Annotated in this window: 29 protein-coding genes; 11 read left to right on the top strand and 18 right to left on the bottom strand. The window is 60.9% G+C overall.

The genetic code is table 11. The annotated features are described in order from the left end of the window. Nucleotides 1–22: 22 nt before the first annotated feature. From nusA to pip, 4 genes are all read right to left on the bottom strand, one after another. The gene (gene nusA / locus ACR0J1_RS10680; protein WP_480732817.1) at nucleotides 23–1,633 is read right to left on the bottom strand and encodes a transcription termination factor NusA; all 1,611 of its coding nucleotides are present in this window, start codon (nucleotides 1,631–1,633) and stop codon (nucleotides 23–25) included. Then, a complete protein-coding gene (rimP, locus tag ACR0J1_RS10675) occupies nucleotides 1,633–2,223 on the bottom strand; it encodes a ribosome maturation factor RimP (protein WP_010442531.1) in 591 nt (196 codons plus the stop codon). Before rimP ends, nusA begins: the two co-directional genes overlap by 1 nt. A gap of 159 nt (nucleotides 2,224–2,382) precedes the next feature. Continuing rightward, entirely contained in the window at nucleotides 2,383–3,201 is an 819-nt protein-coding gene (locus tag ACR0J1_RS10670) for an ABC transporter substrate-binding protein (RefSeq protein ID WP_480732816.1), read from the bottom strand. After that, nucleotides 3,198–4,175, bottom strand: coding sequence for a prolyl aminopeptidase (pip, locus tag ACR0J1_RS10665; RefSeq protein WP_480732815.1), 978 nt, complete (start codon nucleotides 4,173–4,175; stop codon nucleotides 3,198–3,200). The genes ACR0J1_RS10670 and pip overlap by 4 nt, the downstream gene beginning before the upstream one ends. A 48-nt stretch (nucleotides 4,176–4,223) precedes the next feature. On the opposite strand from pip, the gene ubiG reads away from it, so the two are divergent. Beyond that, a complete protein-coding gene (ubiG, locus tag ACR0J1_RS10660; protein WP_480732814.1) occupies nucleotides 4,224–4,970 on the top strand; it encodes a bifunctional 2-polyprenyl-6-hydroxyphenol methylase/3-demethylubiquinol 3-O-methyltransferase UbiG in 747 nt (248 codons plus the stop codon). A gap of 496 nt (nucleotides 4,971–5,466) precedes the next feature. Here the strand turns inward: ubiG and ACR0J1_RS10655 are convergent, their stop codons facing one another. Genes ACR0J1_RS10655 through ACR0J1_RS10640 form a run of 4 tightly spaced genes read right to left on the bottom strand, consistent with a single transcriptional unit; the run spans nucleotide 5,467 to nucleotide 7,773 of the window. After that, nucleotides 5,467–5,907, bottom strand: coding sequence for a MarR family winged helix-turn-helix transcriptional regulator (locus ACR0J1_RS10655; protein WP_480732813.1), 441 nt, complete (start codon nucleotides 5,905–5,907; stop codon nucleotides 5,467–5,469). A gap of 15 nt (nucleotides 5,908–5,922) precedes the next feature. After that, nucleotides 5,923–6,753, bottom strand: a complete 831-nt coding sequence (locus tag ACR0J1_RS10650; RefSeq protein WP_480732812.1) for a carbon-nitrogen hydrolase family protein — start codon at nucleotides 6,751–6,753, stop codon at nucleotides 5,923–5,925. Beyond that, entirely contained in the window at nucleotides 6,750–7,007 is a 258-nt protein-coding gene (grxC, locus tag ACR0J1_RS10645) for a glutaredoxin 3 (protein WP_480732811.1), read from the bottom strand. The genes ACR0J1_RS10650 and grxC overlap by 4 nt, the downstream gene beginning before the upstream one ends. A gap of 37 nt (nucleotides 7,008–7,044) precedes the next feature. After that, entirely contained in the window at nucleotides 7,045–7,773 is a 729-nt protein-coding gene (locus tag ACR0J1_RS10640; protein ID WP_480732810.1) for a double zinc ribbon domain-containing protein, read from the bottom strand. A gap of 16 nt (nucleotides 7,774–7,789) precedes the next feature. Between ACR0J1_RS10640 and ACR0J1_RS10635 the strand changes: the two genes are divergently transcribed. Both ACR0J1_RS10635 and hemH read left to right on the top strand, forming a co-directional pair. Then, entirely contained in the window at nucleotides 7,790–8,620 is an 831-nt protein-coding gene (locus ACR0J1_RS10635) for a methyltransferase domain-containing protein (RefSeq protein ID WP_480732809.1), read from the top strand. Between the two features lie 56 nt (nucleotides 8,621–8,676). Then, complete coding sequence (hemH, locus tag ACR0J1_RS10630; RefSeq protein ID WP_480732808.1) at nucleotides 8,677–9,726, top strand: ferrochelatase; 1,050 nt, start codon at nucleotides 8,677–8,679, stop codon at nucleotides 9,724–9,726. Nucleotides 9,727–9,808: 82 nt separating this feature from the next. On the opposite strand, the gene ACR0J1_RS10625 is transcribed toward hemH, so the two are convergent. Together ACR0J1_RS10625 and ACR0J1_RS10620 are read right to left on the bottom strand one after the other, a co-directional pair. After that, nucleotides 9,809–9,991: a hypothetical protein gene (locus ACR0J1_RS10625; RefSeq protein WP_005979327.1), complete on the bottom strand. Its 183-nt coding sequence runs from the start codon at nucleotides 9,989–9,991 to the stop codon at nucleotides 9,809–9,811. Nucleotides 9,992–10,130: 139 nt separating this feature from the next. Further along, complete coding sequence (locus ACR0J1_RS10620) at nucleotides 10,131–10,730, bottom strand: L,D-transpeptidase (protein ID WP_480531626.1); 600 nt, start codon at nucleotides 10,728–10,730, stop codon at nucleotides 10,131–10,133. Between the two features lie 168 nt (nucleotides 10,731–10,898). Here ACR0J1_RS10620 and dalA point away from each other — a divergent pair, with 168 nt between their 5' ends. Continuing rightward, the gene (gene dalA / locus ACR0J1_RS10615) at nucleotides 10,899–11,414 is read left to right on the top strand and encodes a divisome-associated lipoprotein DalA (RefSeq protein ID WP_480732807.1); all 516 of its coding nucleotides are present in this window, start codon (nucleotides 10,899–10,901) and stop codon (nucleotides 11,412–11,414) included. Nucleotides 11,415–11,479: 65 nt separating this feature from the next. Here the strand turns inward: dalA and ACR0J1_RS10610 are convergent, their stop codons facing one another. The 7 genes from ACR0J1_RS10610 to ACR0J1_RS10580 form a co-directional block, all read right to left on the bottom strand. Continuing rightward, on the bottom strand, nucleotides 11,480–11,944 hold the full coding sequence (locus tag ACR0J1_RS10610; RefSeq protein ID WP_480732806.1) for a PTS sugar transporter subunit IIA: 465 nt from the start codon (nucleotides 11,942–11,944) through the stop codon (nucleotides 11,480–11,482). Nucleotides 11,945–12,001: 57 nt separating this feature from the next. Beyond that, nucleotides 12,002–12,565: a ribosome hibernation-promoting factor, HPF/YfiA family gene (hpf, locus tag ACR0J1_RS10605; protein ID WP_480732805.1), complete on the bottom strand. Its 564-nt coding sequence runs from the start codon at nucleotides 12,563–12,565 to the stop codon at nucleotides 12,002–12,004. Between the two features lie 252 nt (nucleotides 12,566–12,817). Beyond that, entirely contained in the window at nucleotides 12,818–13,576 is a 759-nt protein-coding gene (gene lptB, locus ACR0J1_RS10600) for an LPS export ABC transporter ATP-binding protein (RefSeq protein ID WP_480732804.1), read from the bottom strand. Further along, nucleotides 13,576–14,067, bottom strand: coding sequence for an LptA/OstA family protein (locus ACR0J1_RS10595; RefSeq protein WP_480732803.1), 492 nt, complete (start codon nucleotides 14,065–14,067; stop codon nucleotides 13,576–13,578). The genes lptB and ACR0J1_RS10595 overlap by 1 nt, the downstream gene beginning before the upstream one ends. Nucleotides 14,068–14,070: 3 nt before the next feature. After that, on the bottom strand, nucleotides 14,071–14,670 hold the full coding sequence (locus ACR0J1_RS10590) for an LPS export ABC transporter periplasmic protein LptC (protein WP_480732802.1): 600 nt from the start codon (nucleotides 14,668–14,670) through the stop codon (nucleotides 14,071–14,073). Between the two features lie 12 nt (nucleotides 14,671–14,682). Then, nucleotides 14,683–15,651, bottom strand: coding sequence for a KpsF/GutQ family sugar-phosphate isomerase (locus tag ACR0J1_RS10585; RefSeq protein ID WP_480732801.1), 969 nt, complete (start codon nucleotides 15,649–15,651; stop codon nucleotides 14,683–14,685). Continuing rightward, nucleotides 15,648–16,262: a ribonuclease D gene (locus ACR0J1_RS10580; RefSeq protein WP_480732800.1), complete on the bottom strand. Its 615-nt coding sequence runs from the start codon at nucleotides 16,260–16,262 to the stop codon at nucleotides 15,648–15,650. Before ACR0J1_RS10580 ends, ACR0J1_RS10585 begins: the two co-directional genes overlap by 4 nt. A gap of 157 nt (nucleotides 16,263–16,419) precedes the next feature. Here ACR0J1_RS10580 and ACR0J1_RS10575 point away from each other — a divergent pair, with 157 nt between their 5' ends. The 7 genes from ACR0J1_RS10575 (at nucleotide 16,420) to ACR0J1_RS10545 (ending at nucleotide 23,293) form a co-directional block, all read left to right on the top strand. Continuing rightward, entirely contained in the window at nucleotides 16,420–17,739 is a 1,320-nt protein-coding gene (locus ACR0J1_RS10575; protein WP_480732799.1) for an MFS transporter, read from the top strand. A 58-nt stretch (nucleotides 17,740–17,797) separates the two neighbouring features. After that, nucleotides 17,798–18,226 (top strand): Lrp/AsnC family transcriptional regulator, encoded by a 429-nt coding sequence (locus tag ACR0J1_RS10570; protein ID WP_480732798.1) that lies wholly within the window; start codon nucleotides 17,798–17,800, stop codon nucleotides 18,224–18,226. A gap of 72 nt (nucleotides 18,227–18,298) precedes the next feature. Continuing rightward, complete coding sequence (locus ACR0J1_RS10565; protein WP_480732797.1) at nucleotides 18,299–18,976, top strand: lytic transglycosylase domain-containing protein; 678 nt, start codon at nucleotides 18,299–18,301, stop codon at nucleotides 18,974–18,976. A gap of 9 nt (nucleotides 18,977–18,985) precedes the next feature. Beyond that, the gene (gene flhA, locus ACR0J1_RS10560; protein ID WP_480732796.1) at nucleotides 18,986–21,070 is read left to right on the top strand and encodes a flagellar biosynthesis protein FlhA; all 2,085 of its coding nucleotides are present in this window, start codon (nucleotides 18,986–18,988) and stop codon (nucleotides 21,068–21,070) included. Beyond that, the gene (locus ACR0J1_RS10555; RefSeq protein WP_480732795.1) at nucleotides 21,067–21,840 is read left to right on the top strand and encodes a flagellar biosynthetic protein FliR; all 774 of its coding nucleotides are present in this window, start codon (nucleotides 21,067–21,069) and stop codon (nucleotides 21,838–21,840) included. The genes flhA and ACR0J1_RS10555 overlap by 4 nt, the downstream gene beginning before the upstream one ends. After that, nucleotides 21,837–22,925, top strand: a complete 1,089-nt coding sequence (flhB, locus tag ACR0J1_RS10550; protein ID WP_480732794.1) for a flagellar type III secretion system protein FlhB — start codon at nucleotides 21,837–21,839, stop codon at nucleotides 22,923–22,925. Before ACR0J1_RS10555 ends, flhB begins: the two co-directional genes overlap by 4 nt. Before the next feature lie 11 nt (nucleotides 22,926–22,936). Then, nucleotides 22,937–23,293: a hypothetical protein gene (locus tag ACR0J1_RS10545; RefSeq protein WP_480732793.1), complete on the top strand. Its 357-nt coding sequence runs from the start codon at nucleotides 22,937–22,939 to the stop codon at nucleotides 23,291–23,293. A gap of 8 nt (nucleotides 23,294–23,301) precedes the next feature. On the opposite strand, the gene ACR0J1_RS10540 is transcribed toward ACR0J1_RS10545, so the two are convergent. Continuing rightward, nucleotides 23,302–23,799 carry a flagellar basal body-associated FliL family protein gene (locus tag ACR0J1_RS10540; protein ID WP_480732792.1) on the bottom strand — a complete coding sequence of 166 codons (498 nt, stop codon included), beginning with the start codon at nucleotides 23,797–23,799 and terminating at the stop codon, nucleotides 23,302–23,304. Nucleotides 23,800–23,807 lie beyond the last annotated feature (8 nt).

The following is a 23,807-nucleotide window of genomic DNA, read 5'->3' as shown; positions in this document are numbered from 1 at the left end:
GTGCGCCACCCGAGGCCTGAGATCAGGCCTCGGCCTCCTCAGCGATTTCGCCGTCTTCTTCGGCCTGCTCCAGTTCAGCCGGATCAACCCAGCCCAACATGATGCGCGCGGTCATGACCAGATCCTGAGCCTCTTCCAGCGTGACGCCGAAAGGTTCCAGAACACCGTCATCCTTGATGCGTTCGCCATCGACCGTGGTCCAGCCACCGGCCAGTTCCCAGTCGGCACAGGTTGCGAAGTCTTCCAACGTCTTCACATCGTCCTTGGCCAGCGCCTCTACCATCTGGGGTGTCAGGCCTTCGAATTCAATAAGGCTGTCCTCGGCCCCCAGCGCACGCGCCGCATCCAGAGCTGCCTTGGCCTGTGCCTCAAGGAACTCACGCGCGCGGGTCTGCAATTCCTGCGCGGTGCCTTCGTCCACACCGTCGATGACCAGCAGTTCCTCGATCTCGACATAGGCAACTTCTTCCAGGTTGGTGAAGCCTTCGGACACCAGCAGCTGGGCAAAGAATTCATCCAGATCCAGTGTTTCCATGAACAGCTGGGTGCGGGCTTCGAATTCTTTCTGGCGACGCGCCGATTCTTCGGCTTCGGTCATGATGTCGATGTCCAGATTGGTCAGCTGGCTGGCCAGACGCACGTTCTGACCACGACGACCGATGGCGAGGGACAGTTGTTCCTCGGGCACCACAACTTCGATCTTGCCCGCTTCTTCGTCCAGAACCACCTTGGAAACCTCGGCGGGCTGCAGCGCGTTCACCAGGAAAGTCGGCTGATCTTCGTTCCACGGGATGATGTCGATCTTTTCACCCTGCAGTTCGTTCACGACGGCCTGCACGCGGCTGCCGCGCATACCAACGCAGGCACCGACGGGATCAATCGAACCATCATACGAGATCACGGCAATCTTGGCGCGCGAACCGGGGTCACGGGCCACGGCCTTGACCTCGATGATGCCGTCATAGATTTCCGGCACTTCCATCTTGAACAGCTCGGCCATGAATTCCGGCGCTGTGCGCGACAGGAAGATCTGGTGACCACGCACCTCGCGGCGAACCTCTTTGATGTACGCACGCACGCGGTCATTCGGGCGATAGCTTTCGCGACCGATCTTGTCATTGCGGCGCAGGACGGCCTCGGCACCACCCAGATCGACGATGACATTGCCGAATTCCTCGCGCTTGACTGCACCGTTGATAATGGTGCCTGCGCGATCTTTGAACTCTTCGTACTGACGGTCACGTTCCGCTTCGCGCACCTTTTGCAGGATCACCTGCTTGGCGGATTGTGCCGCGATGCGTCCCATTTCAACCGGCGGGACCTCTTCGACAAAGACGTCACCAACCTCGGGCGATTCCATGTACTGTTTCGCCTGATCGACGGTCATCTCAGCCTGATAGTTCTCAAGCTCCTCATCCTCGACCACGGTGCGGACGCGGGTAAAGGTCGCTTTGCCGGTCTTGCGGTCGATGGACACGCGGATGTCCATCTCGGCGCCGTAGCGGCTCTTGGCGGCGCGGGCGAGCGATTCCTCCATCGCTTCGACAACCAGACCGGGGTCGATCATCTTTTCGCGGGCCACGGCCTCGGCGGTCTGCAGCAGCTCCAGCTGGTTGGCTGAGGTGATTGCCATCAGTTCGTCTCCTCTTCGGACCCTTCGGTCTCAATCTCGTCGAAAGCGTTTTCGTTCAGGGCGCCGGCATCTTTGCGCTGGCGCAGCATTTCCTTGATCAGGTCATCGGTCAGGACCAGCTTGGCATCACTCAGCCAGTCGAATTGCAGACCGATTGTGATGGTCTCATCCCCCTCGGGGATGTTGATCAGAACCTCATCCCCCTCGATCCCGGCCAGCTCACCCTTGAACCGGCGGCGGCCGTCGATCAGTTCGGCGGTTTCGATCTTGGCCTCATACCCCTCAAACGTCTCAAAGTCTTTGAGACGGGTCAAAGGCCGGTCGATACCGGGGCTGGATACTTCCAGCGTATAGGCGTCCAAAATCGGGTCCTCGACGTCCAGCGTGGCGCTGACGGCATTGGAAATCTCGGCACAATCATCCACTTCGATACCGCCATCGGGCTTGTCCGCCATGATCTGCATCGTAGTGGTCTTGCCGCTCATCAGGCGGATGCGCACAAGCTCATACCCCAGATCTTCGATCACGGGGGTGATGATCTCGGCCAGTCGCCGGTCGATGGCAGCTTTGGCTATCAGGTCGTTTGTCATTCGGGTCTCTACCCTTCAATCGGGCACAAAAAAACGGGCGCGCGGCCCGTCGTACTTTCCGGTGGAGCCTTGGACCAGAAGTCCAACGCGCCGCTGTTGCAAATGCATATACGCAGGAGTTTCCGAGTCTGCAACCCCCGGTGAAAATCGTGATGCGTTTTAGGCCAACCACCACCGTTCAGCGATGCGACCATCGTCCAGCGCAGCCTTGCCAATCTGGCGCGGCATCCCGACATGCGCGGCCACGGCCAGCGCCATCTCGGCCTGCGACGGATGATACCGCAGGCCCCGCTGCGCAATCAGATCCGCGCCAGCAGGCAATGCGGCGATATCCACATAGCCATCGCGCAACGCCTCGGCCCGCACCTTGGCGTCGGGGATCACGATGATCTCGATGGTATCGGCCCAACCCGCCGATCCGGCCTTATAATGATCAGCAACCCTGCGCGCGCGGAAATGACGTTCATCCTCAGCCCGCTCAACCCTGTAGCAGCCGGTGCCGTTGGCACTGGCCAAAGGTGTCACGCCCTCACCCGAGCGCGTGATGACAAAGCGAGGGCCAGCCAGTAGGAATGGCAGCCCCGGGTTGCCCTCTGACAGACGCAGTTGCACGCGATAGGGCGAAACGGCTTCGGCCAGCCCGACCTTATCCAAGACGGCGAGAACATCGTTGATGTCGAGCTTTGCGCCATCGTGGAATAACGCATCCTTGCGCAGATCAAAGCTCCAGGTCCGGGCTTCAGCATCGGTCTGCCAACTGGTCGCCAGCTCTCCGCGCAATGTGCCGTCGGGGGCGATCTCGGTCAGCGTGTCAAAAACCGCGCCCCGCGCCACCTGCTCCAGACTGTTGTCACGCGGCACCGCCAGTCGCAGCGTACCGCCCTGTTTCGGCGTATCGGCCAGCGACGCCCCTGTGGCCGCCAGCAACGCAGCAGCAGCACCCGAGGCAAACAACGCACGACGGTCGATCCGGGTCATGCCACCCCCTCGGCCACGCGATCCATGATCCGGACCAGTTCAGCGCTGATCCCCGGTTCCGACAAAGCGTGCCCGGCCTGCCGCACCATCTTAAGTTCGACATTGGGCCAGCGCTGCGACAGATTCCACGCGGCCTGCGGTGGACAGATCATGTCATAGCGCCCCTGCACGATATGGCCGGGGATATCGGCGATACGGTCCATCTGATCCAGAATCTGGCCATCATATTCAAGGAAGGCCTTGTTAGTGAAATAGTGATTCTCAAGCCGGGCGAAGGTGCGCGCATATTCACCGGGGCTTTCGCCCACCGACCCGTTGGTGTGGATCGAGGCCAGCGCGTTTTCCCAATGCGACCACGCGCGGGCGTAAAGTATCTCGGTCGCGCGATCCCCAGAGAACAGGCGTTTGTTATAGGCGGCGATCGCATCGCTCACCTCGTGTTCGGGCAGCAGCGAGGTGAATTTGGCCCATTGCTCGGGCCAGAACTTGCCCGCGCCGCCGCCATAGAACCAGTCCAGCTCGGCCTGCGTGGCCAGAAACACGCCGCGCAGCACCAGACGGTTGACCCGGTCAGGATGGGTCTGCGCATAGATCAGCGCCAGAGTCGCCCCCCAACTGCCGCCGAAGACGATCCAGTCCTCGATGTCGAACAATTTGCGCAGACGCTCGATATCCGCCACCAGATGCCAGGTCGTGTTGTTTTCGACCGAAGCCGTGGGCCGCGACCGGCCACAGCCGCGCTGATCAAACAGAATCACCCGATAGGCTTTGGGATCGAAATACCGCCGCATGGCCGGGCTGCAGCCGCCGCCGGGGCCGCCATGCAGAATCACCACCGGAATCCCGTCGGGATTGCCGCATTGCTCCACATAAATACGGTGCCCATCGCCCATATCGACCATCCGCTGATCAAAAGGATCGATCGGCGGGTACAGATATTGAACTGCGCGCTTTTGGTCCGGGTACTTGTCCATTATGGCCCTATATAGTCCTTAAGCGTAAAAGAGCACACGGAGACAGGAATGCAAGCGCATCCGAACACGGTTGACCCGTCCGAGATCGCAAAATTTGAGGCGATGGCCGCAGAATGGTGGGACCCGCATGGGAAATTCAAGCCGCTGCACATGCTGAACCCCTGTCGTCTGGACTATATCACCCAGCAAATCGCGGGGGAGTTTGACCGCGATCTGAAGGATTCGCGCCCGTTTGAGGGCCTGCGCCTGCTGGATATCGGCTGCGGTGGCGGGCTGCTGAGCGAACCGATGGCGCGTCTGGGTGCCACCGTCGTAGGCGCCGATGCCGCCGAGGGCAACCTGCCCGTCGCGCGCATCCATGCGGAACAATCGGGGCTGGAAATCGACTATCGCCACACCACCGCTGAGGACATGGCCGCCGCAGGCGAACAATTCGACGTGGTGCTGAACATGGAGGTGGTCGAGCATGTGGCCGACCCTTTGGGCTTCCTGACAGCCTCGCAACAGTTGCTGAAACCGGGCGGGTTGCTGATCTGCTCAACCATCAACCGCAACCCGAAGTCCTATGCCATGGCCATCTTTGGGGCCGAGGTCGTCATGCGCTGGCTGCCACGCGGCACGCATGAATGGAACAAGTTCATAACTCCCGATGAGCTGTTCGACCTGCTGCGCCAAGCCGGGCTGGAGCCAGTGGACCGCAAGGGCTTCGTGTTCAACCCGATCCTGTGGAGCTGGTCGATCTCGGACCGGGATTTGAGCGTGAATTATGTGACGGCGAGTGTGAAGCATTCTTGATATGAAGTGCTTCTTTGACGTGCCCGTCTACCGGCTTCCAAAGGCAGAATATCAATCTACACTAGATGCAGAAAGAGACCGCGCGTTTGGTGACCCAATCTGGAACGAAGTGAGCTCAGAGATCATTGAGCGGTCGCGAAAGCAACGTGGTCAGCACTTGCACGACACATACGGGCCTTGGGTCTTTAATGAGATCGTCGGCTACATTCGGTTGTACTTTTTGGGCACTCAAGTTCGCGGAGAGTATTTCACTTCGGAGAAACGACGAACGCGAAGAACCAGAAAGAAGGTGTTCGCTTTTCGAGACTACAAACTTGCCGCCGAAATTAATTTTCGGCACGACGCCGATAGCGCCGAGATTTACGAGAGCATTCTAAAATATGTCGATCGATGCAGACGTGAAATTCCATCTTCACGTTTCATTGACACCAGCCATTTAACTACAATTGGCCCTCATACCGATTGGCGGGCGATCTGGGAAAAGTAGAGTTGTCTTCTACTCCCCCTCCAACTGCAACCGCAAATCCCGCAGCACCGGCAAGGTACTCCGCACCCGCTCCAGCCCCAACTCCCCGACCACGCGGTTTATCAGTGGGGCAATCGAGGAAATCGCCTGATCACGCGCGCGGCGACCTGCGGGGCTGATGGCGACCATCTTGCGGCGGGCGTCGTCCCAGTCGGGGCGGATGTGGATGTACCCGGCCCATTCCAGCTTGGCCAAGGTGTTGGTCATCGCCCCGCGCGTGACGTGGAAGGTGCTGGCCAGTTGTGCAGGCGTCCGCTCGTCGCCCACATAGACAAGGTGGTTCAACACCGAGAAATGCGAGATTTCCATGCCCTTGGGCAGCACCCGGCTCAGCCGGTTGCGCAACAATTGGTCTGCAGTCAGAATCTCGCTGAACAGCGTGACCGCAAGGGCGTTTTTCTCGTCCGTCATTAGTCCGGTTCTGGATCAGGGCCCGTCAAAAGGCCGCAGGTGAGTCAGTGAGGGCACGCGGCGGCGCGCCTCTGTCACAGAACTATCATCCAAATCGAAAATGTGAATGCCCGGATCGGTGCCTGCGTCGATCAGCACCTCTCCCCACGGGGCGACAACCATGCTGTGGCCGTGGGTGTAGCGGGTCTTGCCGCGCGTTTTCGGGTGCTCTCCGGTCTGGGCGGGCGCCAGCACCCAACAGCCGGTCTCAATCGCCCGCGCGCGCAGCAGAGATTGCCAATGCGCCGCGCCAGTCACGGGCGAGAACGCCGCCGGGACGGTCAAAATACGTGCCCCTGCCTGCGCCAAAGCGGCATAGAGATGTGGAAAGCGGATGTCGTAGCAGATGGTCAGACCGACCTTACCGAAATCGGTCTGCGCAATCACAGCCCGGTCGCCGGGGCGGTAGTTCTTCGATTCGCGGAAGGTCTCGGATTCTGTGACCTGCACGTCGAACATATGGATCTTGTCATATCGCGCCACGATCTGCCCCTGCGGGTCGATCATGAAAGAGCGGTTGGCAAAGCGCCCATCGGCGTCGTGGGTCTTGATCGCCAGCGAGCCGATCAGCAGCCACACGCCCAGCGCAGCGGCCTGATAACGCAGACCCGCCAGCGTGATGTCATCTTCTTCGTGCTGCAGAACCTCGCGCTGTCGCGTGGTGCTGGTCGAGACGCAGTTCGTTACTTCGGGCGTCAGGATAAAGCGCGCGCCCTGATCTGCCGCCTCGGCCATCAGGGCGCGCACCATGTCCAGATTCTCGGTCGGATCGTCCGACGATGTGATCTGCAGCAGCGCTGTCTTCATGCCGCCAGCAGACGGTCCAGCTTGCCCTGACGCTCAAGTTCGTAAAGGTCGTCGCAGCCGCCCACATGCTGCGCGCCGATGAAGATTTGTGGCACGGTGCGTTTGCCACCGGCGCGCTTGATCATCTCGGGCTTGCGTTTGGGGTGGATCAGCACGTCGACTTCCTTGAACTCGACGCCTTTCTGTTTCAGCAGGCGTTTGGCCGCGTGGCAAAAGCCGCATAGCGGCGAGGTATAGATTTCGACCGGTTTCATATTCCGTCCCTTCGGGTTTCGCACAATCTTGAGCGAATTAGGCATCCTTGGCAACGCGCGCCAGAGCCAACACGAAAATATGATTTGCCCCTGCAGCCTGACACACACGCGTACACGCGGCCAAGGTCGCCCCAGAGGTCATGACGTCATCGACCAGCAGGATATCCCGCCCGTTGATGTGATGCCCACGCCGGGCATGGGGCACGATAGCAGGCTGCAGAACCTCCGCCCGTTCCTGCGCGGTTTTGCTATCCAGCACCGGGGTCCGTTTGATGCGCTGCAGCAGGTCAGGCACGCACTGCAAGCCAAGCTCACGCCCCAGATGCTGGGCCAGCAGCGCCGATTGGTTATACCGCCGCTTCAGCAGGCGTGACCAATGCAGCGGCACCGGCGCGATCAGCATGTTGGGCCTCAGCAACTCACGCCCCGCCCGCGCCATCCACCGTGCTGCAGGTCGCGCCAGCTCGGGCCGGTCGCCGTGTTTGAGCGCAAGGATCAAAGATCGCGCTTTGCCCTGATAGAGCAGCGCCGCGCGCCCGTCTTGCCAGGGAGGCGGCGCTTTCAGGCAGTCGTCGCAGTCGATCCGAAACCCGTCCCGCGCGCCCGGCAAAGGCACACCGCAGCTTTCGCAGACCGTGCCGCCGATGAAAGGCGTCTCGCGCCAGCATTGCCCGCAGAGGCCGAAATCGGACTCCGTCAGGTCTCCGCACCCCATGCAGCGGGGCGGGTAGATCAACTCGATAGCGGTTTGAATCCGCTGCGCCATGCGATAGTTGCGAGCTATGAAACTGCCCGAGTCCACTGCACCCTCTCTGTTTGACCGCACCGCCATCCGGCAGCACCGCGCCCGCGCGCGCGACGAGGCGCTGTTTCTGCACCGCGCGGCGGTGGATGAGGTGCAGGATCGCCTCTCCATGGTTAACAAAGCCTTTACGGCCGCGGCGATCATCAGCCCGTTTCCCGGGCTCTGGGGCGATGTTCTGCCCGATGCGGTAATCATCGAGGATGCCGATACCCTGCCCCTGCAGCCCGGCGCGCATGATCTGGTGATCCACGCCATGGCGCTGCATTGTGCCAATGATCCGGTGGGGCAGTTGATCCAATGCCACCGCGCGCTGAAACCCGACGGGCTCCTGCTGGTGGTCTGCCTTGGCGGCGAAACCCTGCACGAGCTGCGCGCCGCCTTGGGTCAGGCCGAGATCGAAGTGACCGGCGGCCTCAGCCCGCGCATTGCCCCCATGGGAGAGCTGCGCGATCTGGGCGGGTTGTTGCAGCGGGCCGGGCTGGCTCTGCCTGTGGCGGACTCCGTGCCGCTGAGGGCAGAATACCGGGATATCTGGCACCTGATGCGCGATCTGCGGGATATGGGAGAGACCAATGCTCTGTCAGACCGGCTGAAACACCCGACGCGGCGCGCGGTGTTCGAGATCGCTCAGCGCATCTATGCCGATCATTTCACCACCACCTCGGGACGGCTGGCTGCCACGTTCGAGATCATCTGCCTGACCGGTTGGTCCCCGGATGCCAGCCAACCCAAACCCCTGCGCCCCGGATCAGCCCAGATGCGTCTGGCCGAGGCATTGAAAACGGAAGAGGGCAAACTGCCCGATTGACGGCCCGGCATTTCCCTTTATCTCAGGCCGGAACAAGAGAATTCAGGAAGCTTCATATGTTTGACGCCACTCGCCCCACCCATGCTCCAACCGACCACCCCAAGGTCAAGATGGGCCGCGTCGGCGTTCTGCTGGCCAATCTGGGCACGCCGGACGATTACAGCTATTGGCCCATGCGGCGCTATCTGAACGAGTTTCTGTCGGACAAACGCGTCATCGACTATCCCGCGTGGAAATGGCAGCCGATCCTGCAGGCGATCATCCTGACCAAGCGACCCTTCAGTTCGGGTGAGGCATACAAGTCAATCTGGAACCACGACAAGGGCGAAAGCCCGCTGATGACGATCACCAAGGATCAGACCGCCAAACTGCGCAGCGCGCTGCAAGAAAGATACGGCGATCAGGTTATGGTCGATTTCTGCATGCGTTATGGTAACCCCTCGACCCCGTCAAAGGTGCGCGAGATGGTGGCAGAGGGCTGCGACCGCATCCTGTTCTTCCCGCTCTACCCGCAATATGCCGGTGCCACGACGGCGACCGCAAATGACCAGTTCTTCCGCGCCCTGATGGCCGAGCCGTGGCAACCGGCCAGCCGCACGGTGCCCGCCTATTTCGACGAACCCGCCTATATCGACGCGCTGGCAGGCTCGGTCGAGCGCGCCTATGCCGCCATGGAGGCCAAGCCGGATATTCTGGTCTGTTCCTACCACGGGATGCCGGAACGCTATCTGCAGCAGGGCGATCCCTATCACTGCCAATGCGTCAAAACCTCAAGGCTGCTGCGAGAGCGGCTGGGCTGGTCGGATGATAAACTGGTCTCGACCTTCCAGTCGCGGTTTGGTCCCGAGGAGTGGCTGAAACCCTATACCGTCGATCACGTGGCCGATCTGGCGCGTCAGGGAAAGAAGAACATCGCCGTCATCGCACCGGCGTTTTCCGCCGATTGCATCGAAACGCTGGAAGAGATCAACGAAGAGATCAAGGAAAGCTTTGAAGAAGCGGGCGGCGAATCGTTCACCTATATCCCCTGCCTCAATGATGAGGACGCGCATATTGCGGCATTGGGCAAGGTGGTCGAGGACAATCTGCGCGGCTGGCTGGACTAAAACGCCTTTGGCTGCGTCACCTGGACATGAAAAAAGGCGGTGGAATGCTCCACCGCCTTCTCTCTAAGACAATGCTCGTCGATTAGCCTGCGGCAACAGCAGCAGCAACAACAACCAGCAGGATCAGCGGCAGGATGATGCCCTGCGACGAACCTTGGGTTTCTTCGACAACAACCGGTGCTTCAACAACCGGCTCTTCCAGGTTGCCAGCATATGCGGTCGAAGCAGCAGCCGTCAGAGCAGCGGCGAGAACGAGTTTCTTCATATTAACCTCCAGAATTTGCGCGATTCCCAATAACGAAACCGCACATCTAAGACTTACCTCGTGAGTTTTTCTAATCAGCTATCCCCATGGATTGCAATTGTAACTTACGCGACAAGCGGGTTCGTGCGCGAAAATGTCGTCAAATTAGCAACACTTGCGTGCCAACATTGGCCATTCCGAAAAGCTCGGCAATATCTTCGTTGAACAGGCCGATGCAGCCATTCGACGACCGACGCCCGATTTTGCGCGTATCGTGGGTGCCGTGGATGCGATAATACTTCCAGCTTAGGTACAAAGCGTGTGTTCCCAATGGGTTATCGGGACCCGGCGGAATATAGTCCGGCCATTCCGGGTTGCGCTTCTTCATCGACGGGGTCGGCGACCAGCTTGGACCTTCGACCTTGCGAATGACGCTGGTGCGGCCGCGGCGCGTCAATTCCTCGGTCAGCGGGACCGAAGATGGGTAAAGTTTGTACACGGTTTGATCTTCTGACCAATAATGCAGCGCCCGTGAGACGGTATCGACCAGAATGGCCCCATTATTGGTGTTCGAGAAATAGGGCTGCCAGTCCAGCGCCCGGAATCCCGACATATTCCGGCGCACCGGCGCCTCGGGCTCGGGGGCGGGGCGCAGAGGATCGCCGGGGATATACTGCGCCAGCGCGGGCGAGGCGAGGCTGGCCGCTGCGCCTGCCAAAAATCCGCGGCGCGTCGAGGGCAGAATGACTTTCTTGACCATGTCGAGCGGTCCTTTGTTAAGGAAGAATGCAAATTCCAGCACATTTTATGGCCAGAATGCTTCAGTCGCAAATCAAACCGGCAGATTCACGCACGCTTGGCCCATTGTGCATTTACCCGGGGCCGTCAGGCGGGTTATTTCCCTTGCGACACAAAATTCAGGCCGGTCATGATACGTATTCTTTCCCTTCTAACGATTTGTTTCGTCGCGCTGGCGGCATGTACCGATTCGGGCACAACTGCCTTCGGGGCCGATGGCAGGCCGTTGCCGTCGGTCTACAAGATTCGCGGCAACCCCGAAAAGCTGCAGTTCCGCATGTTGGATTCGGTCAACGCGCTGCGGCAGGCCTCAGGTTTGCAATCGGTGCAACTGAATTCACAGCTAAACGCGGCGGCGGCCACCCATTCCAAGGATATGGCCCGCCAGAACCGCCCCTGGCACTTTGGATCGGACGGGTCCTCTCCCATCGATCGCGCCGCGCGGGTCGGGTATTTCGGGACATTCCTGGGTGAGGCGATCTCAGAAACCTATGAAACCGAGACCGAAACGCTGGCGGCCTGGATGCAAGAGCCCGGACCGCGCTCGGTCATCATGGACCCCAAGGCGACTCAGATGGGCTTTGCCTGGCATCAGGAAGGCGGCGGCAAGATCTGGTGGACACTTGAAATGGGAACGGGCGGCTGATCGCGACCCGCAAGATATGACAAAGCCCCCGAAATTCGGGGGCTTTTTTGTTTCTGGTCAGCGTCTTAAGCGGCCTGCATCGACTGAGCTTCGGTCAGAATCGCATACAGCTTGACCGGGTCGGGATTGGCCCGCAGCTTGGCGCAGACGGATTGCTCGCGCAGCGTGCGCGACACCAGCGCCAGCGCCTTCAGGTGATCAACACCGGCCTCTTCTGGGGCAAACAGCGAAAACGCCAGATCAACGGGCTGACGGTCGACCGAGCCGAAATCGATGGGTTTTTCCAGCATCACGAATACGCCTGAAACCGCATCCAACTCAGGCAGGCGCGCATGCGGCAGCGCCACACCATGGCCGACGCCGGTGGGACCCAGGCTTTCACGTTCGAGCAAGCCGTCAACGACCGCCTGCGCATCAAGCCCAAGTGTCGCCGCAGCAACGTCACCGATTTCCTGAAACAAACGTTTCTTGCTGGACGCGGACGACAACACGCGCACCGCTTCGGGCTTCAGAATGCTCGAAAGCTCCATCATTTTGCTCCTGGGCCATGCCCCCGCAGCCGGGGACAGGCCAATAATTCTTGCCTGTTACGGATCGATCCACCCGATATTGCCGTCCTCACGGCGATATACGACATTCAATCCGTCCTTGTTCTCGTTCCGGAACACCAGGACCGGCGCACCGGCCAGTTCCATCTGCATAACCGCTTCACCAACACTCAGCGATGGGATCTTGGTTTCCATCTCAGCCACGATCATAGGCTGCAGCGACTCGGGTTCGGCAGCCGAATCCGATTCGTCAGATGCGAGGATATATGAGGACGCGCCGAAGAGTTCAACCGGCTCGGACCGATCCTTGTGGTGGTCTTTCAATCTGCGCTTATAACGGCGCAGTTGTTTCTCCATCTTGTCGCAGCACCCCTCGAACGCCGCATAGATCTCGGTCGCGTGCGCCTTGGCCTGGGCGGTCAGGCCCGTGGACATATGCACGGTGGTTTCGCATACATATTCATGCGCCGAACGGGAAAAGACGACGCTGGCGTCTGTCGGCCGCTGGGCGTACTTGCCCACAACCTCGCCCAGTTCGGTCTGCACATGAGTTTGCAGGGCCGCACCGATGTCGATCTGTTTTCCGCTGATTTGGTAACGCATGTGATCTCCTTCACAATTCACACCCATATTGATGTCGCTATCCGCGACGGCTTTATTCTTATCGGGTGGGGGGTCGCAGCAGAGCCTGCGGTTGCCGCTGATCCACCCCTTCGATGAAGGGGCATAGCGATTCAGTCTGGAACCGAAGACTTGCCATACCCCAATTGAGACAAGAGCCGAGGGAAGAGTCAATCAAAACAGGTGCGTATCCATCAGATTTCCGACATGCACCGGGCACAAATCTCCGTAAGCTCATGAAATGCGGAAGTTTTCGCCCAAATAGACGCGGCGCACATTTTCGTTTTCGACCACTTCGTCGGGCGTGCCGGACATCAGAACCTGACCGTCGTGCAGGATATAGGCCCGATCCACAATCTCGAGCGTTTCCCGCACGTTATGATCGGTGATCAGAACGCCGATGCCGCGCTTTTTCAGATCGGCCACCAGATGGCGGATGTCGCCGACGCTGATTGGATCGACCCCGGCAAAAGGTTCGTCCAGCAGCAGATATTTCGGGTCCGCCGCCAGACAACGCGCGATCTCGACCCGGCGGCGTTCCCCGCCCGACAAGGCCAGCGCAGGCGCGCGGCGCAGGTGTTCGATCGAGAAATCCGACAGCAGCTCCTCCAACCGTTCCTTACGGCGGTGGGCGTGTTTGACGGTGATGTCCAGCACCGAGGCGATGTTGTCCTCGACGCTCATGCCGCGGAAGATCGACATTTCCTGCGGCAGATAGCCAATGCCCAGACGAGCGCGGCGATACATCGGCAGGGTGGTCACGTTCTGCCCGTCGATGGTCACCGTCCCCGCCTCGGGGAACACCAGCCCGGCGACGGAGTAGAACGTCGTGGTCTTGCCCGAGCCGTTCGGTCCCAGCAGCGCCACAACCTCGGACCGGCCCAGCGTCATCGAAACGTCGCGGATCACGGTTTTCTTGCGGTAGGATTTCCGCAGCTTTTCGATCTTCAGACCAGAGGTGCCCTCGGCGACTGACAGGTTCGGACGGTTCATCAGTTCTGACCCTGTTGCAGGATGGTCTTGACGCCCCCCGACATCGTTGCGGTTCCACTGGTCAGGTTCGCGACCATCTGGTCTCCGCTGATGATGCTGGGGCCTTGGGTCAGCAACACATTGCCTCGCATCTCAATCACGCCGGACTCGATGGTGTATTCGGCCCAGTCACCCTCGGCCGCATCGGGAGGGCTGACCAGAACCACGTTCTCGGTCGCCTCCATCCGCTCGATGGCCGAGCGGTCCTGATTGTAGATCACCAGAACCCGTTCCGCGGTTAGGCGCATCTCGCCCTGAATGACGATGACATTGCCGACAAACTCGGCCGAGCCGTCTTCCTGATTGACGTTCAACGTTTCTGACGTCACCTCGACCGGCAGGCTCGGGTCGGCCTTGACGGCCCCAAATGCCACCTGAGCCTCTTGCGCGGACAGGGGCGCAGCTGCGGCGATCAGAGCAATACAAACAGAGGCGACACGAAAATCAAACACGGGTTATCTTTCAGCTTTTTGCGGCTCGTATATCAGCTTCACGCCATCTGTAAAAAGAATATGGACCGGGCCATCCTTTTTTTCGGTTCCGAACGTCATCCGCCCGGCGGTGAAGTCCCCAATCGGGCCGGTGCCGTCAATCTGGCCCGGCGTATCCCCGCGAATTTCATCCAGCGATGTGTTCAACAGATCAGTGGTGACCTGAATGCCGTCGGCGGTGGTGATGACCACGTTACCGGCGAAGGTGGCGGTACCCTTGTCGGGCCGTATCATGCCGGTGTTCGATTCCAGCGTGATCTCACCCCCGTTGCTCAGGCCGAACCGGCCCTGAACCTCAGCCGCCGTGGGGCTATCACCGGCGCTGCCCTGACTGGCGCGACGGGCTTCGACGCGGATCTCTTCGCCCTTGCGGGTCACCCCTTTGTAGTCGGGACGCGTGATGACCTGTTCCGTCAGCCGCTCGTCGATCTCCTGCCCGCTGAAGGGCACCGAGACATCGGTGTCGATGCTGCGTGACAGAAGGAACACGGTGGACAGCAGCAGGATGGCGGCCAGGGGCAACACCACCTTCAGAAACTGCACCCATCGGGAATGGCGGTCCACTGGCGCGCCTCCTCAGCCCAGACCGACGCGCAGACAGTCGTGAATGTGCAGAATGCCCTCGGCTCGGCCATCCGAGGCCGGGTCCACCACAAACAGACAGGTGATCTTGGGTTTTTGCATGGTCATCAACGCAACCGCACCCTCGGCCAGGTCATCCGGGCCAATTGTGCGTGGGTCGGCTGTCATGACCTGATCAACGGTCAGATCCAGCAGCCCATCCATATTTCGGCGCAAGTCACCATCCGTCACGATGCCAAGTAGCTGGTGGTCAGCATTAGCCACACCAACGACGCCGAACCCCTTCTGGCTCATGACCAGAAGAGCTTCACCCATCGGAGTGCCAGATTGCACGATGGGTGTATCGGTGTGCATCAGGTCGCGCACGGTGGACAACTGCGCCCCAAGCTTGCCGCCGGGGTGATAAGCACGGAAGTCCTCGGGCTTGAAGTCCCGGTACTTCATCAGCGCAATCGCCAGCGCATCACCCATCGCCAGCGTCAGCGTGGTCGAGATCGAGGGCACCATGCCAAACCCGCAGGCCTCACCCAAAGACGGGATCAGCAGATGCACATCGGCCTGTTTCATCAACGTACTTTCGGGTTTGCTGGACAGGCCAATCAGCGGGATGCCAAAGCGGCGGGTAAAGGCCAGCAGATTGGCCAGTTCCGGCGCCTCGCCCGAGTTCGAGATTGCAAGAACCACGTCCCCCTTGGACACCATGCCAAGATCGCCATGGCTCGCCTCGGCGGGATGCACGAAATAGGCAGGTGTTCCGGTGCTGGCCAACGTTGCCGCGATCTTGTGGCCGATATGGCCCGACTTGCCGATGCCGCTGATGATAATGCGGCCCGTGGCCTTCAGGATCATTTGCACGGCTTCGGCAAAATGCTCGTCCAGCCCCTCTGCCAGCACGTCCAGCGCGCGGGCTTCATCGGTGACGACTTGTCGGGCGGTTCTCAGAAATGCTTCGGTGTCGGTCATGAGTGCGCAAAGATATCCGTTTCAGGCCAACCGGCGAGGTCCAGCTTCGCACGCATCGGCAGGAAGTCAAAACAGGCCTGCGCCATCTCGGTGCGGCCTTCGCGGGCCAGACGCCCGTCCAGAGCGTCACGCAGGCGGTGCAGGTACAAAACGTCCGACGCGGCGTATTCAAGCTGCGCATCGGTCAGCGTTTCCGCGCCCCAGTCGCTCATCTGCTGTTGCTTCGAGATATCGACGCCGATCAGTTCCTGACACAGGTTCTTCAGCCCGTGCCGGTCGGTATAGGTGCGCACCAGACGGCTGGCGATCTTGGTGCAATAGACCGGCGCAGCCAGCGCGCCAAACGTGTGGTACATCGCGGCAATGTCAAAGCGGCCAAAGTGGAACAGCTTCAGCACATTCGGGTTTTCCAGCATCGCACACAGGTTCGGAGCCTGAGTCTGCCCGTTCTCGACCTGCACGATATGGCTGTTGCCATCACCGCCGGACATCTGGATCACGCACAGGCGGTCCCGATGGGGGTTCAGCCCCATGGTTTCACAATCAATGGCCACGACGGGGCCCAAATCCAGCCCGTCCGGCAGGTCATTCTTATAAAGGTGGTTCGCCACGGAGTTATCCTTTGTGCGCTTTCGGCCCCGAGATAGGCGGTTTGGCTTCCGAACTCAACGCCATCATTGGAAAAGCGGAAACCGGCAAAGGTGGCTTGACCTTGTGCACCACACTGGAACTATGGAACGGCAACAACCGCACTCAAGAAAGCCCGTAATGCTCAGTGTCCTGAAAAACCGCACCTATCGGCACCTGCTGGCCGCGCAAATCGTGGCGTTGTCCGGCACCGGGCTGGCCACCGTAGCGCTGGGACTGCTGGCCTTTGATCTGGCGGGCGAGGCGGCCGGTCTGGTGCTAGGCACCGCGCTGACCATCAAGATGGTGGCCTATGTCACCGTCGCGCCTCTGGCCGCTGCCTTTGCCGAGCGGCTCGATCGGAGAAAGATGCTGGTGGCGTTGGATCTGGTGCGCGCGGCGGTGGCGCTCTGCCTGCCATTCGTGAGCGAAATCTGGCAGGTCTATGTGCTGATCTTTGTGCTGCAGTCGGCCTCGGCCGGGTTTACGCCTACCTTTCAGGCCACCATTCCCGACGTGTTGACGGATGAGCAGGACTATACCAAGGCCCTGTCCCTGTCGCGGCTGGCCTATGATCTGGAAAGCCTGCTGAGCCCGATGCTGGCAGCTGTCCTCTTGCTGCTGGTCAGTTTCGACAGCCTGTTTCTGGGCACCAGCCTTGGGTTTGTGGCCTCGGCGCTGCTGGTGGTGTCCGTCGCTCTGCCCTCGCCCAAACCCACCGCCCGGCGCGGCATCTATGACCGGACCACGCGCGGCATCCGCATCTATCTCAAGACCCCCCGCCTGCATGGGCTGCTGGCGTTGAGTTGGAGCGCGGCTGCGCTCAGCGCGATGGTGATCGTCAACACGGTTGTGATCGTGCGCGCCGATCTGGGCCTGTCCGAAAGCGCTGTTGCCGTCGCGCTGGCCGGGTTCGGCGGCGGGTCGATGCTGGCCGCATTCACCCTGCCCCGTTTGTTGGAACACATCCCCGACCGAAAGGTGATGCTAAGCGGCGCAGCGCTGGCGACCGGAGCCATGGCCGGTGCAGCCCTGCTGTCCGCCAGCTTGCCGATGACGCTCATGCAGCTAACGCTGATCTGGGCCGCCGTAGGTTTTGGCTATTCCGCCACGCTGACGCCCTCGGGTCGTCTGCTGACCCGCTCGGCCCACCCCGAGGATCGCCCCGCCCTCTTTGCTGCGCAATTCACGCTGTCCCATGCCTGCTGGTTGGTGCTGTACCCCTTGGCCGGGTGGCTGATGACTCGTTTCGGCGCCACCGTTGTGATGGCGACCATGGCCATCGCCGCGCTTCTGGGTGTGATGCTTGCACTGCACATATGGCCGCGCAACAGCCGCGCGGCAATCGCGCACAGCCACCCCGACCTGCCCGCAAATCACCCACATCTGGCGGGACCAGCGCCCCATGCCCATCCCATCATCATTGACGAGTTACACCCCCATTTCCCCCGCCAGTCTTGAGCCTGCCCGGCAAACTGCCGTAAACCGGGACACGCCCCTTCTGACGCCCGGAGCCCGCATGGACCAGCTTGACCGCCGCATCATCGCCGCCCTGCAGCACAACGCACGCGATTCCACCACTCGGATCGCAGCGACACTGGGCGTCGCCCGGACTACGGTACATGAACGCATCAACCGCATGGAAGAACGCGGCATCATCGCTGGTTATTCGGTGGTTCTGCGCGAAACCGAGGATACCCCTCGCGTTCAGGTCATTGTCCTGTTGGAGGTGCAGCAAAAGGAAACCACGCGGATCATCAAACGGCTTGAGGCTTACCCTGAGGTCAAGCTGTGCCTGTCGATAAATGGCGAGTTCGACCTGCTTCTGTCCGCCGAGGCCCCCCGGATAGAGGACCTCGATATCCTTGTGGACGAGTTGGCCCGCATACCCGGCGTCCTGCGCACCAACACCAGCGTTGTTTTTGGCCGCAGAATTGACCGAAGCTGAGGCGCGCTAACTCTCTGTAAACCGATAGCGGACTAGCTTGGCCGGGATTGATCAGAATCCCGGACCGGCAGAATGCCTTATCGTGAAATCCTGTTTGCGCTGTTGCTGCATATCGCGCTGGTGAAACCCGGCCACGCCGTGGCGGGTATTGAAACGGCGGCTTTATGCGATCAGGCCGCGCAACAGGCCGCGCGGGCAGAAGGCGTGCCTTTGGACGTGCTTCGCGCCATCGCGCGGGTTGAATCGGGCCGCGCGGTGGATGGTGCGCTGCACCCCTGGCCCTGGGCCGTGAACCGCGAGGGACAGGGATATTGGTTCGCCTCGGCGACCGAGGCCAAAGCCTATGTCTTCAACATCTTCAAATCGGGTGTCCGCAGCTTTGATGTGGGTTGTTTCCAGATCAACTACCGCTGGCACGGCAAGGCCTTCCGCTCGATCGACGCCATGTTCGACCCGAAAGAAAACGCCACCTACGCCGCCCGGTTCCTGAACGAACTCCACGCCGAGCTCGGCTCATGGCCCGCCGCCGCCGGGGCCTATCATTCCCGGACCGAGCATCTTGCGGCCTCTTACTCCAACCGCTTTCAGGCGGTGCTGGCGCAACTGGAAGGTCCGCGCGTGACCAGCGACCCGTTCACCATGTCCGCCGCCCCGCTAATCCCTCGGGCGTCCGAGCCCGCCAGCCGCACCGCTCTGGGCTCACTGGTGCCTCAAAGCGCCGCCGCTACCGCGTTCATCCCCTTCAACTGAGAGGTCCCTGTGCCCCGGATCGACATCCGCACCCTGTTTTCCCCGACCGTCCTGCTGGCGCTGGCGCTGATGACGGTGATCGTGATGATGATCCTGCCGATGCCTGCATGGGTGCTGGACGTGGGACTTGCGGCGTCGTTCGCGCTGGCGATCCTGATCTTCACCCTGACACTGTTTATCGAACGGCCGCTGGATTTCTCATCCTTCCCGACGATCTTGCTGGCGTCGCTAATGCTGCGGCTGTCGCTGAACGTATCCTCGACCAAGCTGATTATCGGGCAGGGGCACACTGGCACCAACGCGGCAGGGGATGTGATCGAAGGGTTCGCGCAATTCGTCATGGGTGGCAGCATCTTTTTGGGTCTCGTGGTGTTCGGCGTGCTGCTGATCGTGAACTTCATGGTCATCACCAAAGGTGCCGCCCGCATGGCTGAGGTCGGCGCGCGCTTTGCGCTGGACGGGATGCCCGGCAAACAGCTGGCCATCGACAGCGATATGTCCGCCGGTGCCATCGACCACCAACAGGCCAAGGAACGGCGCGAACGCGAACAGCAGGAGACCACGTTCTTTGGCTCGCTCGATGGGGCGTCGAAATTCGTCAAGGGCGATGCGGTCGCTGGCCTGCTGATCACCTTACTGAATCTGGTGATGGGTCTGGTAATGGGCGTGATCGTGCATGGTATGCCGGTCTCATCCGCGTTTGAGACCTACGCGATCCTGACCGTCGGCGACGGGCTGGTGTCACAAATCCCTGCGGTGATCATCTCAATCGCTTCCGCCCTGTTGCTGGCCCGGGGCGGCACCCAAGGGGCGACCGACAGTGCGATTTTTTCGCAGCTTGGGCGGCATCCGGCGGCGCTGGCCACGGTCGCGGTCCTGATGGCGCTGTTCGCACTGGTGCCCGGATTACCGTTTCTGCCCTTCATGCTCGGCGCGGCGGCGCTGGGATACGCCGCCTATTCTGGCCTGAAAAAACGAGGTGCCGAAGACATCCCCGAGGATACCGCGCCCGAGGCTGACACACCGGTCTCTCAAGCCATCGGCGACGTTCTGGATCTGGACGATGTGCATCTGGAGTTCGCACCCGATCTGGTCAGCATGGTGCTGAACCCCGGCACCGGGCTGGATGCACGGATTGCAAATATGCGGACCTATGTCGCGTCAAGCTTTGGCCTGATCCTGCCCGAGATCCGCCTGACCGACCGCGCCGATCTTCCCACTGGTACGTATGTGATCAAGGTGCAAGGCGTGGAACAGGCGCGCGGCGTGTTGAATTCAGAACTGGTGCTGGCGCTGGTGCAGGACGGGCAGGACCTGCTGCCTGATGGCACCGACGTGACCGAGCCGGTCTACGGTGCCCCCGCCCGCTGGATTCTGCCCAAGGATCAGGAAGCTGCCGCCATGAACGGGGCCACCATCGTAACCCCGCCCGAGATTCTGGCGACCCACCTGCTTGAGATCATCAAACAGAACTTCTCGCGCCTGCTGACGCTGAAATCCCTGCGCCGTTTGCTGTCCGAGATGACCCGCCTCAGTGATCCAGTCCGGGCCGAGGCCAATCGCAAGCTTCTGGACGAGTTGATCCCCGACAAGGTGCCGATCGACACTCTGCATGCGGTATTGCGCCTGCTGCTCGACGAACGTGTCTCGATCCGCAACATGGCGCTGATACTGGAAAGCGTAGCCGAGGCGCGGTTGACCACAACCCAGCCCGAAGGCATCTGCGAACTGGTCCGCCAACGGCTGGGTTTTCAACTGGTGGCCGATATGAAGCGCGAGGACGGATCGATCCCCTTGATCCAGCTGGCCCCGGAATGGGAAGACACCTTTGCCAGCTATCAGATCGACGCCCCCAATGCCGGTCTGGACGTGGCGCTGCCGCCGAACCTGTTCAACAAGCTTGCCGACGGGGTGAATGAAAGCGTCGCCAAATCCGCCGACCACGGGTTGTTCCCCGCGGTTGTGACCTCGACTCGGCGACGGCGGTTGCTGCGCACCATCATGCATGCCCGCGGCATCGCCAACCCGGTTCTATCCTTCGAGGAAATCGGGCTTGAGGCGCGCCCGGCGCTGGTCGGAACGGTGCCCGCGTGATCGCCTTGTCGCCCGAGCTGTTGCCCCATCTGGGGCAAACCCTGTGGCATCTCTTCGCCATTTTCCTGCGCGTGTCGACCATGGTGTCGCTGCTGCCCGCCTTTGGTGAACGCAGCATCCCGGTGCGCGTCAAGCTGGGTTTGGCTGTGGCGTCTACGCTGATCGTGGCCCCTGCGGTACCCGAGGCAGAAACGGCGCCAGCGTTCGGGCGGATGGTGGCACTGACCGGCACCGAAATCGCGACCGGGTTGGCGTTGGGCGTAGGCCTGCGCCTGTTTGTGCTGGCGCTGCAAACCGCCGGTTCGATAGCGGCGCAGGCGACATCACTGTCGCAAATCCTTGGTGGCGCGGCGGCCGAGCCTGTGCCTGCGATGGGCTACATGCTGACGCTGGCCGGTCTGGCGCTGGCCGCCTTGCTGGGCCTGCATATCCGCGCCGCGCAATTCATGATTCACAGCTATATACTGTTCCCGATCGGCACCCTGCCGCTGGCGCCGGACCTGACGCAATGGGGCATTACCCAGATTTCACGCAGCTTCGGGCTGGCCTTTGCGCTGGCAATGCCCTTCGTCATCGCCTCGCTGATCTACAACCTGGCGCTGGGCGTCATCAACCGCGCCATGCCGCAGCTGATGGTCGCGTTCGTGGGCGCCCCCGCGATCACCTTCGCGGGCCTGTTTCTGCTGTTCGCAGGCACGCCGCTGATCCTGTCCGTCTGGTCCGACGCGCTGTTTGCGTTCCTGCAGAACCCGCTTGAGGGCACGAGATGAGCGGGCAGGACGATGACAGCGACAAGTCGTTTGAGGCGACACCGCAGAAGCTTGAGAAAGCCCGTAAGAAGGGCGAAGTCGCCAAGTCCAACGATCTGTCGGTGGTGGCCGCCTATTCCGGATTGCTGGTCGCGATGCTGCTGGTCGGGCAGTATATGGCGGAACAAATTGGCACCCTGTTTGTAGTTCTTATCGACCAATCGGATCGACTGGCGGACCTGCTGACAACAGGCCCGGTGACGGCCCCGGTGGCTGGCATACTGCGCTCTACGTTGGTGCCGGTTGCTGCCCTGTTCGTGGTGCCGGCGGTCGCAGTGGTGCTCAGCCTGATCGCACAGCGCGCCCTGATATTTGCCCCGGACAAGCTGAAACCCAAAACCTCTCGCATCTCGATCCCCTCGAATGCAAAGAACAAATTTGGGCGGGGCGGCCTGTTCGAATTCGCAAAGAGCTTTGTGAAACTGCTGATCTACGGGGCCTGCCTGGCCCTGTTTCTGCGCGCGAACTTGCCCGAGATTCTCTCGGCCAGCGCGGCACCGGCGCGCGCGTCTATCCTGTTGATGATGAACCTGTTGTTTCGGTTCCTGTTCATCGTCATCACCATCGCGCTGGCCATCGGTATGGTCGACTATCTGTGGCAACATGCCGAGCATCTGCGCAAGAACCGAATGTCCCGCAAGGAAATCCAGGATGAAACCAAGGATTCCGAGGGTGATCCGCATGTCAAACAGCAGCGTCGCCAGCGTGCACAGGACATCGCCACCAACCAAATGATGACGGATGTGCCCAAAGCCGATGTGGTGATCGTCAACCCGACCCACTACGCGGTCGCGCTGAAATGGTCGCGCGCCAGTGGCACCGCACCGGTTTGCGTCGCCAAAGGGGTCGATGAAGTGGCCGCAACGATCCGCGCCACAGCGGGCGAGGCCGGAGTGCCCATCCACTCGGACCCGCCAACGGCGCGTGCGCTGCACGCCACGGTCGAGATCGGTCACGAAATCGCCGAAGAATACTATCGCCCCGTCGCTGCAGCGATCCGCTTTGCCGAGGCCATGCGCAAACGCGCCAAGGCGCGGGTGATGTGATGCGCAACCGGATGACAGACCTGCTGACCGTGACCGAAGCGACCTATCAGCGCGAATACCAGAAGCTGCGCCCATTGTTGCAACATCAGGCGAAGCTGTTGCAGCAACTGGCCCTGCTGGACCGCCAGCTGGCTGAAGTGAAGTCGCTTGGTGCTGACACCCACGGGTACCGCGTCACAGGCACCGATCTGGCGTGGCATAGCTGGGAATCGGCCACGCGGCGGCAGCTGAATACAGAACTAGCGCGACTGCGATCGCAAAAACTTGCAGCGATGGACGACTTGCGTCAGGCTTTCGGGCGCAAGCAAGCGGTGACGGAATTGTCGCAGCGCCTGCAGCAAAGCAAGCGCCGCGTGGCGCAGGAATAGGAATGTGTTCAGGTATCCTGCCGGTTGACGCTGGTGATCAATACCTTCGAGACATCCTGGCCAAGATCCTTTTGCGCAACCTCCAGCAACGCCGCGCGCAGAACTGCAAGGTTATCCGAGCGGGTAAACGCCCCATCAAATCCGCCGCTGTTGGCGTGATCGAACAACACTTGCAGAAACCTGTCTCGCAACTTTGGTTCGATCTCGTAGAAGGCATCCTCGATACCCGAACGCACCTCGAGGCTGAGGGACATGGTGACCAGGGCCGATATCTCATGCTCCGAGACAACAGGGATCACGAACTGCTTGGTCAGCTTCAGGTATTCCTGCGCCTTCTTTTCATCTTTTTTCCCGGATTTTGAGGCTTCTTGCTGTCCAGCCTCAGACTGGGCTGGCTTGGCCTCGGCCTTTTCCTCGGCCTTGTCCGAGGGGGCCAGGACAACACCAGCCCCGACACCCGCAGCAAGACCCGCGACCAGACAGATGATCGGCAAGAGTTTTCCCATCACACCCT

This window comes from Ruegeria sp. CJ3 (genome assembly GCF_056536725.1).
The sequence above is the reverse complement of the archived record's forward strand: the minus strand, read 5'-3'. Positions and strand labels throughout refer to the sequence as shown.

What these genes read in the sequence shown, in the direction of transcription:
- nusA (WP_480732817.1), bottom strand. Translation starts at nt 1,633, where the DNA reads ATGGCAATCACCTCAGCCAACCAGCTGGAGCTGCTGCAGACCGCCGAG.
- rimP (WP_010442531.1), bottom strand. Translation starts at nt 2,223, where the DNA reads ATGACAAACGACCTGATAGCCAAAGCTGCCATCGACCGGCGACTGGCC.
- ACR0J1_RS10670 (WP_480732816.1), bottom strand. Translation starts at nt 3,201, where the DNA reads ATGACCCGGATCGACCGTCGTGCGTTGTTTGCCTCGGGTGCTGCTGCT.
- pip (WP_480732815.1), bottom strand. Translation starts at nt 4,175, where the DNA reads ATGGACAAGTACCCGGACCAAAAGCGCGCAGTTCAATATCTGTACCCG.
- ubiG (WP_480732814.1), top strand. Translation starts at nt 4,224, where the DNA reads ATGCAAGCGCATCCGAACACGGTTGACCCGTCCGAGATCGCAAAATTT.
- ACR0J1_RS10655 (WP_480732813.1), bottom strand. Translation starts at nt 5,907, where the DNA reads ATGACGGACGAGAAAAACGCCCTTGCGGTCACGCTGTTCAGCGAGATT.
- ACR0J1_RS10650 (WP_480732812.1), bottom strand. Translation starts at nt 6,753, where the DNA reads ATGAAGACAGCGCTGCTGCAGATCACATCGTCGGACGATCCGACCGAG.
- grxC (WP_480732811.1), bottom strand. Translation starts at nt 7,007, where the DNA reads ATGAAACCGGTCGAAATCTATACCTCGCCGCTATGCGGCTTTTGCCAC.
- ACR0J1_RS10640 (WP_480732810.1), bottom strand. Translation starts at nt 7,773, where the DNA reads ATGGCGCAGCGGATTCAAACCGCTATCGAGTTGATCTACCCGCCCCGC.
- ACR0J1_RS10635 (WP_480732809.1), top strand. Translation starts at nt 7,790, where the DNA reads ATGAAACTGCCCGAGTCCACTGCACCCTCTCTGTTTGACCGCACCGCC.
- hemH (WP_480732808.1), top strand. Translation starts at nt 8,677, where the DNA reads ATGTTTGACGCCACTCGCCCCACCCATGCTCCAACCGACCACCCCAAG.
- ACR0J1_RS10625 (WP_005979327.1), bottom strand. Translation starts at nt 9,991, where the DNA reads ATGAAGAAACTCGTTCTCGCCGCTGCTCTGACGGCTGCTGCTTCGACC.
- ACR0J1_RS10620 (WP_480531626.1), bottom strand. Translation starts at nt 10,730, where the DNA reads ATGGTCAAGAAAGTCATTCTGCCCTCGACGCGCCGCGGATTTTTGGCA.
- dalA (WP_480732807.1), top strand. Translation starts at nt 10,899, where the DNA reads ATGATACGTATTCTTTCCCTTCTAACGATTTGTTTCGTCGCGCTGGCG.
- ACR0J1_RS10610 (WP_480732806.1), bottom strand. Translation starts at nt 11,944, where the DNA reads ATGGAGCTTTCGAGCATTCTGAAGCCCGAAGCGGTGCGCGTGTTGTCG.
- hpf (WP_480732805.1), bottom strand. Translation starts at nt 12,565, where the DNA reads ATGCGTTACCAAATCAGCGGAAAACAGATCGACATCGGTGCGGCCCTG.
- lptB (WP_480732804.1), bottom strand. Translation starts at nt 13,576, where the DNA reads ATGAACCGTCCGAACCTGTCAGTCGCCGAGGGCACCTCTGGTCTGAAG.
- ACR0J1_RS10585 (WP_480732801.1), bottom strand. Translation starts at nt 15,651, where the DNA reads ATGACCGACACCGAAGCATTTCTGAGAACCGCCCGACAAGTCGTCACC.
- ACR0J1_RS10575 (WP_480732799.1), top strand. Translation starts at nt 16,420, where the DNA reads ATGCTCAGTGTCCTGAAAAACCGCACCTATCGGCACCTGCTGGCCGCG.
- ACR0J1_RS10570 (WP_480732798.1), top strand. Translation starts at nt 17,798, where the DNA reads ATGGACCAGCTTGACCGCCGCATCATCGCCGCCCTGCAGCACAACGCA.
- ACR0J1_RS10565 (WP_480732797.1), top strand. Translation starts at nt 18,299, where the DNA reads ATGCCTTATCGTGAAATCCTGTTTGCGCTGTTGCTGCATATCGCGCTG.
- flhB (WP_480732794.1), top strand. Translation starts at nt 21,837, where the DNA reads ATGAGCGGGCAGGACGATGACAGCGACAAGTCGTTTGAGGCGACACCG.
- ACR0J1_RS10545 (WP_480732793.1), top strand. Translation starts at nt 22,937, where the DNA reads ATGACAGACCTGCTGACCGTGACCGAAGCGACCTATCAGCGCGAATAC.
- ACR0J1_RS10540 (WP_480732792.1), bottom strand. Translation starts at nt 23,799, where the DNA reads ATGGGAAAACTCTTGCCGATCATCTGTCTGGTCGCGGGTCTTGCTGCG.